Genomic DNA, 12,962 nt, shown 5'->3' with positions numbered 1-12,962 from the left:
ACACGTCACACGGTTTCAGGCGCGGCGGCGGTCCATCGCGACGTACGAACCGTCGTAGCCCTTCGCGACGGTCTTCATCTCCGTGGCGATCTCGATGATCTCCCGCGGGCCGGCGTTACGGCGATCGGACGACACCGCGACCCCGATCGACAGGGTGACCAGGGCCGCCCGCTGGACCTCCCCGTTTCGCTTGACGACCTGGGCGTAGCCCCGGTCCCGGTCCGCGGGGTCGTAGAGCGCGTCAGCCGCGGCCTCGAAGTCCACCACCGCCCGCTCGGTCACCGGATACACCTGCTCCGGGGTGCACACCACGATGAAGTCGTCCCCGCCGATGTGGCCGAGGAACGCGGGCGGCAGGCCCACCCCGACGACGGCGCGGTGCAGCGAGCGGGCGAGCGCGGTGATGAACTCGTCGCCGCGGGCAAACCCGTACACGTCGTTGACGCTCTTGAACCGGTCGATGTCGATGTGGCACACCGCGTAGTCGGTGCCGCTGTGCACCCGATCGGCGATCTCCCGCAGGATGCGCGTGTTGCCCGGCAGCCCGGTCAGCGGGGAGATCTCCCGGGCCTCCTGGTGGCGCCGCAGGGTCGACCGGACCCGGGCGACCAGCTCCATGGTGTCGAACGGCTTCACCAGGTAGTCGTCGGCACCCGCGGTCAGGCCGAGGACCTTGTCGGCGGTCAGCCCCCGAGCGGTCAGCATGATGACCGGCATCGCCGAGGTCAGTGGGTTGGCGCGCAGCTGGCGGGTCAGCTCGAGCCCGTCCATTTTTGGCATCGTCAGGTCGATGATCGCCAGCGCCGGCTGGTGGCGTTCGATCGACACCAGGGCTTCCTCGCCGTCGTGGGCGAGCAGCACCTCGTACCCTTCGAGCTTGAGATTGACCTCGACGAAGCGCGCGATGTCGACGTCGTCATCGACGACGATCAACAGATCCGGACGCGGCTCGGTCAGTCCGACGCCCGCCGCGACCCCCTCGACGCTCACGGCAATCTCCTCGTCTAGGTCGACTACCTCATCGGTCGCCGGAGACCGCTTCCGCCGCCCGGCGACGCAGCCGCCGGACCGCCTCCGCCGGATCGGACGCTCCGTACACCGCCGTGCCCGCGACGAACGCGTCGGCGCCGGCCTCGGCCGCCGCCGCAATGGTGTCGTCGGCGATCCCGCCGTCCACCTCGAGCCGCAGCTCCAGGTGGCCGCTGGCCAGGTGCCGCCGGGCGGTGCGCACCTTGTCCAGCAGCTCCGGCATGAACTTCTGACCGCCGAAGCCCGCCTTGATCGTCATGATCAGCAAGGTGTCGAAGTACGGCAGAAGCTCCAGATAGGGCTCGACCGGGGTGTCCCGGTCGATCGCCAGGCCGGCCCGGCTACCGGCCGCGCGCAGGTTCTTGGCCAGGCCGACCGGGTCCGCGGCGGCCTCCACGTGGAAGGTCACGTTGTACGAGCCGGCCTCGGCGTACCCGACCGCCCACCGGTCCGGCTCCTCGATCATCAGATGGCAGTCGAACGGCAGCGTGGTCGCCTTGCATAGGCTCTCCACGACCGGTAGGCCGATCGTCAGGTTGGGCACGAAGTGGTTGTCCATGACGTCGACGTGCAACCAGTCGGCGGCGCCTTCCACCGCGTGCGCCTCGTCAGCGAGGTGCGCGAAGTCCGCGGCGAGAATGCTAGGAGCGACGATAAGCGACGAAGCAACCACGCGGCCAGTGTACGGATGCGCCCTCGTCCCGGCCTGCCCCGCACCCCATGATCACCGAGAGTTTTGAGCGCTAGGACGCCGCTGACTCACGGTGATCATCATTCGCCGCGGCGGAGCACCGCCAGGAACATCGCGTCCGTGCCGTGCCGGTGCGGCCACAGCTGCACGCTCGGCCCCCCGCCCAGGTCGGGCACGTCCCCCGGCAGCAGCGCGCGGGCGTCGAGCAGGTCGACCGGGTGCTCTGACCGCCGGCACGCTTCGGTGACCCCGACATCGGTCTCCACCAGATGGGGCGAGCAGGTCACGTACGCGACGACGCCGCCCGGGCGGACCGCGCGGATGGCGGCGCCGAGCAGCTCACGCTGCAACCCGGTCAGCGGCGGCAGGTCCGTGGGCTGGCGGCGCCAGCGCGACTCCGGCCGCCGGCGCAGCGCACCGAGGCCGGTGCAGGGCGCGTCTACCAGTACCCGGTCGAAGCCCTGCTCCGGCAGCTCCTCGATGGCGCCGACGTCGCGGCCGTCCGCGGTGACCACCGTCACCGGCAGGTTCCGGGTGGCGTTCTCGACGAGCTCCGCCCGGTGCGGGGTCACCTCGACGGCGGTCAGCCGCGCACCGCGCTGGGCGGCGATCGCCCCGAGCAGCCCCGCCTTGCCGCCGGGGCCGGCGCACAGGTCCAGCCAGCGCTCGTCCCGGCCGTCGACCGGCGCGTTCGCCAAAGCGGTGGCGACGAGCTGGCTGCCCTCGTCCTGTACGTGGGCCCGGCCCTGCCGGATCGCCGGGATGTCGCCGGGCGCACCGCCCGGCAGGTAGACCGCGTACGGCGAGTACCGGCCGACCTCGCCACCGACCTGTTCGGCCAGCTCGGCCGCTGTCACCAGGCCCGGGCGGGCGGTCAGCTGCACCGGCGGCGCCTCATTGTCGGCCGCGAGGGCCCGGGCGGTCTCGTCGACGTCGGCGCGCAGCGCGTCGCCGATCGCCCGGACGATCCAGGCGGGATGGGCGTGTTCGAGAGCGAGCCGCCGGACCGGGTCGGTGCCGTCAGCCGGGGCGAGCCGATCGATCCAGCTGTCCCAGTCCTGCTCGCCGACGCGGCGCAGCACGGCGTTGGCGAAGCCGACGGCACCCGGCGCGACGGCCCGGACGAGGTCCACCGTGGTGCTGGCCGCGCCGTGCGGCGCGACTCGCGTACGCAGCAGCTGGTAGGCGCCCAGCCGCAGCGCGTCGCGTACGGGTGGGTCGATGCGCGCCATGTCCCGGTCGGCCGCGGCGGCGATGATCGCGTCGAGCGTGCCGGTCAGGCGCAGGGTGCCATAGGTCAGCTCAGTGGCGAAGGCGGCGTCCCGACCGCGCAGACCCCGCTCGCGCAGCATCTTCGGCAGGACCAGGTTGGCGTACGCGTCGTCGCGGTGGACGGCGGCCACGGCGTCGTAGGCGGCCCGGCGAGCCGGGTCGGCCGGTGGGCGTCCCCGGCCGCGTCCGCGCTCATCCCTGGGCCGGCGGTCGTCCCTGGGCCGGCGATCGTCTCGGGGTCGACGGGCCGGCTGTCGCGCCTCGCTCATGTCACGCTGCCGTTCACTCGAGTCGCTCCCCGGCGGCGGGGCGCACTCCCCGCGCCCACGCGTCCGCGGCCATCGGTTTCTTGCCCGCTGCGCGCACCTCGCCCAGCGCCACCGGGTCCGTGGCGGTGCCCACGAGCACGCGTCCCCGCTCGACCAGGAGCTCCCCGGCGGGCAGCGCCGGGCCGCCCTGCGCGATCGTCACCGGTCCGAGCTTGACCCGCTCGCCCCGGAACTCCGTCCACGCGCCCGGGTTGGGAGTGCAGGCGCGGATGCGACGGTCGACCGCGAAGGCCGGATCCGCCCAGCGCACCATGGCGTCCTCGACACTGATCTTGGGCGCGAGCGTGACGCCCTCGTGCGGCTGGGGCACCGCCTCGAGCGCACCCGCCTCGATCCCGTCGAGGACGTTGACCAGCAGCCCCGCACCCGCGACCGCGAGCCGGTCGAGCAGTTCACCAGCGGTGTCGGACGGTTTGATCGGCTCGGTCAGCGTGCCGTAGACCGGCCCGGTGTCCAACCCTTCCTCGAGCTGGAACACGCTCGCGCCGGTCAGCTCGTCGCCGTGCAGCATCGCGTGCTGCACCGGAGCCGCACCGCGCCAGGACGGCAGCAGCGAGAAGTGCAGGTTGACCCAGCCGTGGCCCGGGATCTCCAGCGCGACCGGCGGGACCAGGGCGCCGTAGGCGACCACGGGCACGCAGTCGGGGGCGATTTCGCGCAGGCGGTCGAGGAACTCGGGTTCGCGTGGCCGCTGCGGGGTCAGCACCTCGATCCCCCGCTCGTCGGCCCAGGCGCCGACCGCTGAGCGCAGCAGGCGGCGGCCCCGGCCGGCCGGGGCGTCAGGCCTGGTCACCACGGCGACGAGCTCGTGACGGGAGGCGGCGATGGCGTCGAGCGCGGGCAGCGCGACGGCGGGTGTACCGGCGAAGACGATGCGCATGACTAGCCGAAGATACCCCGGGACCCGTGCGGGCTCACCCTGATCTGGGGCGGGCTTGTCGGGTCGTACCAGTCGGCGGAGCGGATGGCCCGCAGCGCCTCCTTGCGGGCCGAGCGGTCGAGCCGGTCGACGAACAGGACACCGTCGAGGTGGTCGGTCTCGTGCTGGACGCAGCGGGACATCAGGCCGGTGCCCACGATCTGCATCGGGTCGCCGTACACGTTGAAGCCCTTGGCGATGACGTTCTGCCGGCGCTTCGTGTCGAAGTACAGCCCCGGAATGGACAGGCAGCCCTCGGGGCCGTCCTGCTCCTCCTCGTCGGGAAAATCGAGCACCGGGTTGATCAGGTGCCCGAGCACGTCGTCGACGTCGAAGGTGAACACGCGCAGGCCCACGCCGATCTGCGGGGCAGCCAGACCGGCGCCGCTCTGATCGCGCATCGTCTCGGTCAGGTCCTCGACGAGTTTGCGCAGCTCCTTGTCGAAGTCAACCACCGGCTCGGCCGGAGTACGCAACACCGGGTCGCCGAACAGGCGGATCGGCTGCACGGTCACCCGGGCACGCTCCTTCCCCTCGTATCAAGACTTTCCGAGTGTACGCGACCCCTCGCTTCATGATCACCGAGAGTTAGGGGCGCTATGACGCTGCAAACTCTCGGTGATCATGGGAGGCGGTGCGGTGATCACAGCAGCTCGAGTGGGTCGATCTGGACGCGTACCGGATCGCGGGCCTTCTTGGCGCTGCGCACGCCGACCGCGGCGTGCAGGGCGGCGGCGAGCGCCCGGCCGGCCGAGCGCGGTACGCGGACGAGCATGCGCTCCTGGTCGTCGTCGGCGGGTACCGGGCCGAGCAGCTCGGCCTCGTCCGGCAACTGGGCGGCGGCGAGGAGGTCCGCGACGGCGTCCGGGGTACCGGTCAGCGAGGCCATCCGCACTGCGGGCGGGAAGGAAAGCTCCCGCCGCTCGGCCAGCTCCCGGGCGGCCAGCCCGGCCGGGTCCCAGCGGACCAGGGCCTGCACGGTCGGGATGCCCGCGTCCGCGACGACGACGACCTTGCCGCCCCGGTGCGCCGGGCGGGCCAGCGCGGCAGCGGCGAACCAGCGCCGCAGCGCCTCCTCGGACGCCCGCAGGTCGGCCCGGGTGAGCAGGGCCCAGGAGTCCAGGAGCAGGACCGCTCCGTAGCCGCCCGCGGCGACCGGTTCCGCGCCCGGTGTGGAGATGACGAGCGCCGGCTGGGCCGGCACGCTCGCGAGCACACCGTCCCGGCCGCTCGTACGGACCGGTGTACCGGGGAAGGCCCGGCCCAGCTCCTCGGCGGTACGCCGGGCGCCGATCACGGACGCGCGCAGCCGCCGCCCGCCGCAATGCGGGCAGGCGTACGCCGCAGCGACCTTCCCACACCAGCGGCACCCGGGCGCGCCGGTCGCTTCGCGCAGCGCCAGCGGCCCCGAGCAGGACGGGCAGCGCGCCGGGGCGTGGCAGTTGGCGCAGGCGACCGACGGCAGGTAGCCGCGGCGCGGTACCTGCACGAGCACCGGCGCGCCGGCCGCGAGCGCCTCCCGGGCGGCCTGCCAGGCGATGCTGGGCAGCCGCGCCGAGACCGCCGCCGGGTCCCGATCGCGCTGGATGTCGTCACCGACCGGCAGTACGTGCGGCGCGGCGCGGCGTACGGCCTCGCGCGGCGCCGCGATCTCCTTGGCCCACCCCGTCTCGACCAGTTGCTGCGCCTCGGCGCTGCGGGTGAAGCCACCCACCAGCGCCGCGCAGCCGGCCAACTGGGCGCGGGTGAGCAGCACCTCGCGCGCGTGCGGGTAGGGCGACCGCGGCTCGGCGTGCAGATCGTCGCCGTCGTCCCAGATCACCACCAGGCCCAGCGGCTCCGCCGGGGCGAACACCGCCGCCCGCGTACCGGCGACGACTCGTACCCGCCCCCGGCTGGCCGCGAGGAACCGCCGGTAGCGCTCCTCCGGTCCGACCGCAGCCGACAGCGCGACGTGCCGGCCGGGTCCGAGCACTTGGGCGAGCGCGGCGTCGAGCCGGTCGAGGTCGCGGGCGTCGGCGACGACGAGGACGGCACCTCGGCCCGAGGCGTCCGCGGCCGCCGCCGCCTCGGCCAGCCGGGTCGGCCAGTCCTCGCCCGGCAGCGCGCTCCACACCGCACGGGCCGGGCGGCCGTCGCCGACCGCGCGCAGGAAGGCGGCTCCCGCCGGGTACGCCGACCAGCCGGCGGCGTCCACCGGTCGGGCCGGCCCGACCGGCGCGCCGGCGTCAGCCGGTGCGGGGTCAGCCGATCCGGGGTCAGCCGGTGCGGGGTCAACCGATCCGGGGTCAACCGATCCGGGGTCAACCGGTCCGGGGTCAGCCTTCCCCTCGGCACGGGCGTGCCGCGGCGGCACCGCGAGGCGCAGCACGTCGGCGAAGGCGCCGCCGTACCGGTCGGCTACCGCCCGGGCCAGCCGGACGATCTCGGGGCGCAGGACGGGCTCGGGCGAGACGACCCGCTCCAGGAAGGCCAGCCGACCCGTGTGCGCCGAGTCGTCGACGCGCTCGAGCAGGTACCCGTCGACAAGCTGGCCGGCGAAGCGGACCCGTACCCGGACGCCGGGCCCGGCCTTCTCGTCCTCCGCGGCCGGCACGAGGTAGTCGAACGGCCGGTCGAGGTGCGGGAGCGGTACGTCGACGGAGATCCGGGCCACCGGCAGCGAAGCCGCGGGCTCCGGGCGCGCGCGGGCGACCCGCCGGGCCGGTGCCTTGACCGGGGCACGGGACGTCGGCGCCTCACTCACGACACCAGTCCTAGCAGACCAGCCGGAAAATGCCGCGATCTTGGACACTTGAACCGCTCATAGCCGGTCCAAGTGTCCAAGATCGCGGAAAAGTGAGGGTCAGGCGCCCGCAGCCGACTTCAGGTCGGCGACGCGGTCGGTGCGTTCCCAGGTCAACTCCGGCAGTTCCCGGCCGAAGTGGCCGTAAGTGGAGGTCAGCCGGTAGATCGGGCGCAGCAGGTCGAGGTCGCGGATGATCGCGGCCGGGCGCAGGTCGAAGACCTCGCTGATCGCCTTCTCGATCCGCTCGACCGGCACGTTCTCGGTGCCGAACGTCTCCACGAACAGGCTGACCGGGTGCGCCTTGCCGATCGCGTACGCCACCTGCACCTCGCAGCGGTCGGCGAGCCCGGCGGCCACGACATTCTTGGCCACCCAGCGCATCGCGTACGCGGCGGAGCGGTCGACCTTCGACGGGTCCTTGCCGGAGAAGGCGCCGCCACCGTGGCGGGCGTACCCGCCGTAGGTGTCAACGATGATCTTGCGGCCGGTGAGGCCCGCGTCGCCCATCGGGCCACCGATCTCGAACCGGCCGGTGGGGTTGACCAGCAGCCGGTAACCCTCGATGTCGAGGCCGAGGTTTTCCAGCTCAGGCGCGATCACGTGCTCACGCACGTCGGGGGCGAGCAGCGACTCCAGCGAGATGTCCGGGGCGTGCTGCGAGGACACCACGACGGTGTTGAGCCGCACCGGGCGGAGGCCCTCGTACTCCACGGTCACCTGGGTCTTGCCGTCCGGCCGCAGGTACGGAATCGTGCCGTCCTTGCGGGTGACGGACAGCCGGTGGGCCAGCCGGTGCGCCAGCGCGATCGGCAGCGGCATCAGCTCGGGGGTCTCGGTGCAGGCGAAGCCGAACATCATGCCCTGGTCGCCGGCGCCCTGCGCGTCGAGGTCATCACCGGCCTCGCCGATGCGCTGCTCGAGCGCGGTGTCCACGCCCTGCGCGATGTCGGGCGACTGGGCGCCGATCGACACGCTCACGCCACAGGACGCACCGTCGAAGCCCTTCTTGGACGAGTCGTACCCGATACCCAGGATCGTCTCCCGCACGATCGCCGGGATATCAGCATATGCCGAGGTGGTGACCTCGCCGGCCACGTGCACCTGCCCGGTGGTGATCATCGTCTCCACCGCGACGCGGCTACGCGGGTCGGCACCGATCAGGGCGTCAAGGATGCCGTCGCTGATCTGGTCAGCGATCTTGTCCGGGTGGCCCTCCGTCACCGACTCGGAGGTGAACATTCGCCGTGCCACGGTGCTCCTTTACGTCCGGAAGAGTTGCGGCAGAGTCTATAGAGCCGTCACATTGCCTTTCGGCCCGGACTTCACCCGTTCTCACAAATGTGAGAGAGCCGACTGGAAACCAGGTCAAGAACGGCTTGGGCCAGGTCGTCCTTGGTACGGTTTCCGATCTGGACCGGTTCAATCCCGGCGCCGAGCACGATTGCCGCGTTGTCGTCGGCGCCGAACGTGCGGTCGATCCCGACCTCGTTGACCACTATCAGATCTGCGCGTTTGCGCAGCAACTTTTGCCGCGCGTTCGCCAGGGCGACCGGCTCTGCCGCTGTCTCCGCGGCGAACGCGACCAGCACCTGATCGGCCCGCTTCCGCGCACCCAGTTCGGCGGCGATGTCCGGGTTGGCGACCAGGCGCAGGGTCGGCGCGTCCTCGCCGTCCTTCTTCTTGATCTTCTCGGCCTCATAGTGCGCCGGCCGGAAGTCACAGGGCGCGGCCGCCATCACCACCACGTCGGCCTCCTCGGCGGCCTTCAGGGTGGCCTGCCGCAGCTCTTCGGTGGTGCCGACGCGCACGACATCCGTGCCGGCGGGATCGGGCAGCGCGACGTTGGCCGACACGAGCGTGACCCGCGCCCCCCTCGCGACGGCGGCGCGGGCGAATGCGTACCCCTGTTTGCCGCTAGACCGGTTGCCGATGAACCGGACCGGGTCGATCGGCTCGCGGGTGCCGCCGGCGGTGACGACCACATGCCGACCGGCGAGGTCGGGCTGCTGGCCGGGCCGGGCGAGGACGCCCCGCGCGACCGCGAAGATCGCTTGCGGGTCCGGCAGGCGCCCCTTGCCGGTGTCGACGCCGGTGAGCCGCCCGACAGCGGGCTCGATGACGATGGCGCCCCGCCGACGCAGCGTGGCGACGTTCTCCACGGTCGCGGGGTGCTCCCACATCTCCGTGTGCATCGCCGGGGCGTAGACGACCGGACAGCGCGCCGTCAGCAGGGTGTTGGTGAGCAGGTCGTCAGCCTGGCCGGTGGCCGCCTTGGCGAGGACGTCCGCGGTCGCAGGCGCTACGACGACGAGGTCAGCACTCTTACCGATCCGCACGTGCGGCACCTCGTGCACGTCGTCCCAGACCTCGGTGCTCACCGGCTGACCCGACAGCGCCGCCCACGTGGGCGCGCCGACGAACTTCAGCGCCGCTGCGGTGGGCACCACCCGGACGCGGTGTCCGGACTCGGTGAACAGCCGGAGCAGTTCGCACGCCTTGTATGCGGCGATTCCTCCGGAAACGCCCAGAACGACCTCAATCACGATCGCTCCGCTTCGCAGGCGGGGCCATCACCACGGCCGTACGCGTCATGACCCCGCCCCGCTCGGTGAAGTGCTCAGCCCTCGATCGGCTCAGCGGTCAGCAGAGCCGAGTTGATCTCGCGCATGGCGATCGACAGCGGCTTCTCCTGCGGTGTGGTCTCCACCAGCGGGCCGACGTACTCCAGCAGGCCTTCGCCGAGCTGGCTGTAGTAGGCGTTGATCTGGCGGGCGCGCTTGGCCGCGAAGATCACGAGGGCGTACTTGGAGGTGGTCTTCTCCAGCAGCTCGTCGATCGGCGGGTTGGTGATGCCCTCGGGGTTGGCCACGATTCCGGACACGATGAAAATCCTCGAGACGGGGGCTAGACGGTAGTCCTCAGCAGATCGCAGGAGAACCGAGCAAGCTTACCAGTTCAGTCGCCGCGCGTTCGATCGAATCGTTGACGACGATTTCGTCGAACTCCTTGGCTGCTTCAAGCTCGTCGTGAGCGTGTTCCAGCCTGCGCGCGATCATCTCGGGATCCTCGGTGCCCCGGCCGACGAGCCGGCGCTCCAGCTCCTCGACGCTGGGCGGGGCGAGGAACACGAGCTGCGCCTCGGGCATCGCCGCCCGGACCTGCCGGGCACCCTGGATGTCGATCTTCAGCAGCACCGGGTTGCCGAGAGCCAGTTGCCCCTCGACCTGAGCGCGCGGCGTGCCGTAGAGGTTACCCGCGAACTCCGCCCACTCCAGCAACTCCCCCGCCGCGACCATCCGCTCGAACTCGGCCCGGGTGACGAAGTGGTAGTGAGTGCCATCGATCTCGTAGTCACGCTTGCGCCGGGTGGTCACCGAAACCGACAGGTGCACCCAGCGAGAGCGCGCCCGGATCAGCTCGATCACGCTGTCCTTGCCGACCCCGCTGGGGCCGGACAGAACAGTCAATCGAGCAGAAGCCGGGCGCGCGTCGTCGTCGTTGCTCACTGCTTGTTTCTACACAACGGTCAGTTGCCGTTGGCAGAGAACTCCCCAAGCAGTGCTTTGCGCTGCTGCTCGCCGAGGCCACGCAGGCGCCGGCTGTCGGCGATCTTGAGCTTCTCCATGATCTGAGTCGCACGGATCTTGCCGATACCGGGCATCGCCTGCAGGACGGCCGACACCTTCAGCTTGCCGACGACGTCGTCGGACTCGGCCTGCTCGAGCACCTGGGCAAGCGTGGTCTTGCCCTGCTTGAGCTGCTCTTTGAGCTCTGCACGAGCTTTGCGAATCTCCGCAGCCTTTTCCAGAGCGGCAGCGCGCTGTTCGGGGCTCAATGACGGGAGCGGCACCAGGTCTCCTAGGGGTCCCTTGACGAAACGGTGGTCCATGAATTGCGTGGTGCTAGCTGAAATGCGTTATTGCTAGCGCCGGGAAAACTAGCGGTCGGCGGCGGTTTCGGCAACGCCGGGGTGCATTGATCACATCCGGCCGCGTCACCCGATCGGCTGCACAGTCCTCCGACAAGCGTCCATAAGCCGGTCGAGCGAGTCCCGCAACCGCGCCACCGACGGGCCCTGGGACAGGATCTCCCGAGAGTACGAGGGCAGCACGAAACTCAGATCATCACCGAAGACGGCGCGCAGATCCTCCGTCCGGCCGCCCTGCGCGCCGAGACCCGGAACGAGCACCGGACCGCCCAGCGAACTCATGTCGTGCCCAGTCTCGCCGATCGTCGCACCGACGACGACACCGACGTCCCCAAGAGGGCTCACACCCGCGTTGACCTGCGAAACCTCGTCGATAATCGTCTGCGCGACGGTCCGCCCGTCGGCGGTTTTCGCGTGCTGGACGGCCGGGCCCTCGGGGTTCGAGGTCAGTGCCAGGACGAAGACGCCCGCCCCCGTTTCGACCGCCTTCTCGATCATCGGAGTGAGCGAGCCGAACCCGAGAAACGGGCTCGCGGTGATCGCGTCGACGCGCAGCGGACTCGCCGGATCGAGGTACGCGTCGGCGTACGCCGCCGCCGTCGACCCGATGTCGCCGCGCTTGACGTCGAGAAGAACGAGCGCCCCCGACTCACTCAACTGTCGGATAGCCGACTCAAGGACGGCGATTCCCTGTGATCCAAATCTCTCGAAAAACGCCGACTGCGGCTTCACCACGGCCGCCCGATCGCCGAGCGCATCCACCACCGTTCGAGTGAATCTTTCCAGGCCGGACGGGCTGTCGGGCAGGCCCCACGCGGACAGCAACCCCGGGTGCGGATCGATGCCGACACACAGCGGACCACGCGCGTCCATCGCGGCGCGCAACCGCGCGCCGAACCGACCGTCACCACTCATCGACTGCTCCTCATCGGCTCAGGGCTCGCACGCAGCCGCGTACGAGGGTCGGCCCGCCGTAGATCAGACCGGTGTACAGCTGGACCAGGCTGGCGCCCGCGTCCAGCAGGCGCAGCGCGTCATCGGGGCACATGACGCCCCCCACCCCGATCACGGGCAGCCGGCCGCCCGTCTCACGGGTGACGAACCGCGCCACGTCTCGTGCGCGTACGGTCAGCGGCGCGCCGCTCAGCCCCCCGGCCTGAGACGCCGTCGCGGCATCGGACGGTGCCACCCCGTCCCGCGACAGCGTGGTGTTCGTCGCGATCAGCCCATCCACCCGATGGGATTCGCAGACCTCGAGGACCTCACCCAATGCCGCATCGGTGAGGTCGGGAGCGACCTTCACCAGCAGCGGCTTCGGTCCGACCGCCCGCAACGCGGCCAGCAGCGCGTCGAGGTGGTCCCGGTCCTGCAGGCTGCGCAGCCCGGGGGTGTTGGGCGACGAGACGTTGACGGCGAAGTAGTCCCCGTACGGGTACAGCTGCTTGAGCGACGCCACGTAGTCGGCCACCGCGTCCTCCAGCGGCGTGACCTTCGACTTGCCCAGGCTGACACCCAACGGCACCGACAGCGGCCCTAAGCCCGCCAGCCGGGCCGCCAGGGCCCTCGCGCCGGCGTTGTTGAAGCCCATCCGGTTGACGATCGCCCTGGTCTCGGGCAGCCGGTACAGCCGCGGCCGGTCATTGCCCGGCTGCGGGTGCCACGTGACGGTGCCGACCTCGACGAAGCCGAAGCCGAGCGCCGGCCACGCGCGCAGTGCCCGGCCGTCCTTGTCCATCCCCGCGGCGAGCCCGATGCGGTTGGGGAACCGCACCCCGAAGACCGTGGTCGCCGCGCCCGGCGGCGCGTACGGCTGCTTGGGAGCCACCGGCGCGACCCGCGACAACCATCGCAGCGTCGCCTCGTGGGCGGCCTCGGCGTCACCGCCGCCGAGCCGGAACAGCACCGGCCGGGCCAGCTTCTCGTAGACGTTCACGCCCTACCCCTCTCGCCCCAGGAGGGTGCCCCTCTTAGCCCGCTGACGCCAGGAGGGTGCCCCTCTTGGCGTC

The 12,962-nt window shown here is 71.4% G+C and carries 13 protein-coding genes; all 13 read right to left on the bottom strand.

Annotated elements, in window-relative coordinates; translation table 11 throughout:
* Positions 1 to 15: 15 nt before the first annotated feature.
* The 13 genes from HC028_RS17690 to HC028_RS17630 all read right to left on the bottom strand — a co-directional run bounded on the left by HC028_RS17690 (position 16) and on the right by HC028_RS17630 (position 12,889).
* Positions 16 to 990 carry a GGDEF domain-containing response regulator gene (locus tag HC028_RS17690; protein WP_239075609.1) on the bottom strand — a complete coding sequence of 325 codons (975 nt, stop codon included), beginning with the start codon at positions 988 to 990 and terminating at the stop codon, positions 16 to 18.
* A gap of 28 nt (positions 991 to 1,018) precedes the next feature.
* Positions 1,019 to 1,702, bottom strand: coding sequence for a ribulose-phosphate 3-epimerase (gene rpe / locus HC028_RS17685; RefSeq protein ID WP_168078443.1), 684 nt, complete (start codon positions 1,700 to 1,702; stop codon positions 1,019 to 1,021).
* 98 nt (positions 1,703 to 1,800) lie between these two features.
* Positions 1,801 to 3,261 (bottom strand): RsmB/NOP family class I SAM-dependent RNA methyltransferase, encoded by a 1,461-nt coding sequence (locus HC028_RS17680; protein WP_168078442.1) that lies wholly within the window; start codon positions 3,259 to 3,261, stop codon positions 1,801 to 1,803.
* 13 nt (positions 3,262 to 3,274) lie between these two features.
* A complete protein-coding gene (gene fmt, locus HC028_RS17675) occupies positions 3,275 to 4,201 on the bottom strand; it encodes a methionyl-tRNA formyltransferase (RefSeq protein ID WP_168078441.1) in 927 nt (308 codons plus the stop codon).
* Positions 4,202 to 4,203: 2 nt separating this feature from the next.
* Positions 4,204 to 4,755, bottom strand: coding sequence for a peptide deformylase (gene def, locus HC028_RS17670; protein WP_168078440.1), 552 nt, complete (start codon positions 4,753 to 4,755; stop codon positions 4,204 to 4,206).
* Positions 4,756 to 4,883: 128 nt separating this feature from the next.
* Entirely contained in the window at positions 4,884 to 6,986 is a 2,103-nt protein-coding gene (locus HC028_RS17665) for a primosomal protein N' (RefSeq protein ID WP_168078439.1), read from the bottom strand.
* 99 nt (positions 6,987 to 7,085) lie between these two features.
* Complete coding sequence (metK, locus tag HC028_RS17660; protein ID WP_168078438.1) at positions 7,086 to 8,279, bottom strand: methionine adenosyltransferase; 1,194 nt, start codon at positions 8,277 to 8,279, stop codon at positions 7,086 to 7,088.
* Between the two features lie 71 nt (positions 8,280 to 8,350).
* Positions 8,351 to 9,574, bottom strand: coding sequence for a bifunctional phosphopantothenoylcysteine decarboxylase/phosphopantothenate--cysteine ligase CoaBC (gene coaBC, locus HC028_RS17655; protein ID WP_168078488.1), 1,224 nt, complete (start codon positions 9,572 to 9,574; stop codon positions 8,351 to 8,353).
* Between the two features lie 71 nt (positions 9,575 to 9,645).
* Positions 9,646 to 9,909: a DNA-directed RNA polymerase subunit omega gene (gene rpoZ / locus HC028_RS17650; RefSeq protein ID WP_168078437.1), complete on the bottom strand. Its 264-nt coding sequence runs from the start codon at positions 9,907 to 9,909 to the stop codon at positions 9,646 to 9,648.
* Between the two features lie 37 nt (positions 9,910 to 9,946).
* Positions 9,947 to 10,534 carry a guanylate kinase gene (gene gmk / locus HC028_RS17645; protein ID WP_203981456.1) on the bottom strand — a complete coding sequence of 196 codons (588 nt, stop codon included), beginning with the start codon at positions 10,532 to 10,534 and terminating at the stop codon, positions 9,947 to 9,949.
* 20 nt (positions 10,535 to 10,554) lie between these two features.
* Positions 10,555 to 10,878 (bottom strand): integration host factor, actinobacterial type, encoded by a 324-nt coding sequence (mihF, locus tag HC028_RS17640; protein WP_168078486.1) that lies wholly within the window; start codon positions 10,876 to 10,878, stop codon positions 10,555 to 10,557.
* 144 nt (positions 10,879 to 11,022) lie between these two features.
* On the bottom strand, positions 11,023 to 11,871 hold the full coding sequence (pyrF, locus tag HC028_RS17635) for an orotidine-5'-phosphate decarboxylase (RefSeq protein ID WP_168078436.1): 849 nt from the start codon (positions 11,869 to 11,871) through the stop codon (positions 11,023 to 11,025).
* A 10-nt stretch (positions 11,872 to 11,881) separates the two neighbouring features.
* Positions 11,882 to 12,889, bottom strand: coding sequence for a quinone-dependent dihydroorotate dehydrogenase (locus tag HC028_RS17630; RefSeq protein WP_168078435.1), 1,008 nt, complete (start codon positions 12,887 to 12,889; stop codon positions 11,882 to 11,884).
* Between the last annotated feature and the right edge of the window lie 73 nt (positions 12,890 to 12,962).

Source organism: Planosporangium flavigriseum (assembly GCF_011947225.1).
In the GTDB taxonomy this organism is placed as follows: domain Bacteria; phylum Actinomycetota; class Actinomycetes; order Mycobacteriales; family Micromonosporaceae; genus Planosporangium; species Planosporangium flavigriseum.
The sequence above is the reverse complement of the archived record's forward strand: the minus strand, read 5'-3'. Positions and strand labels throughout refer to the sequence as shown.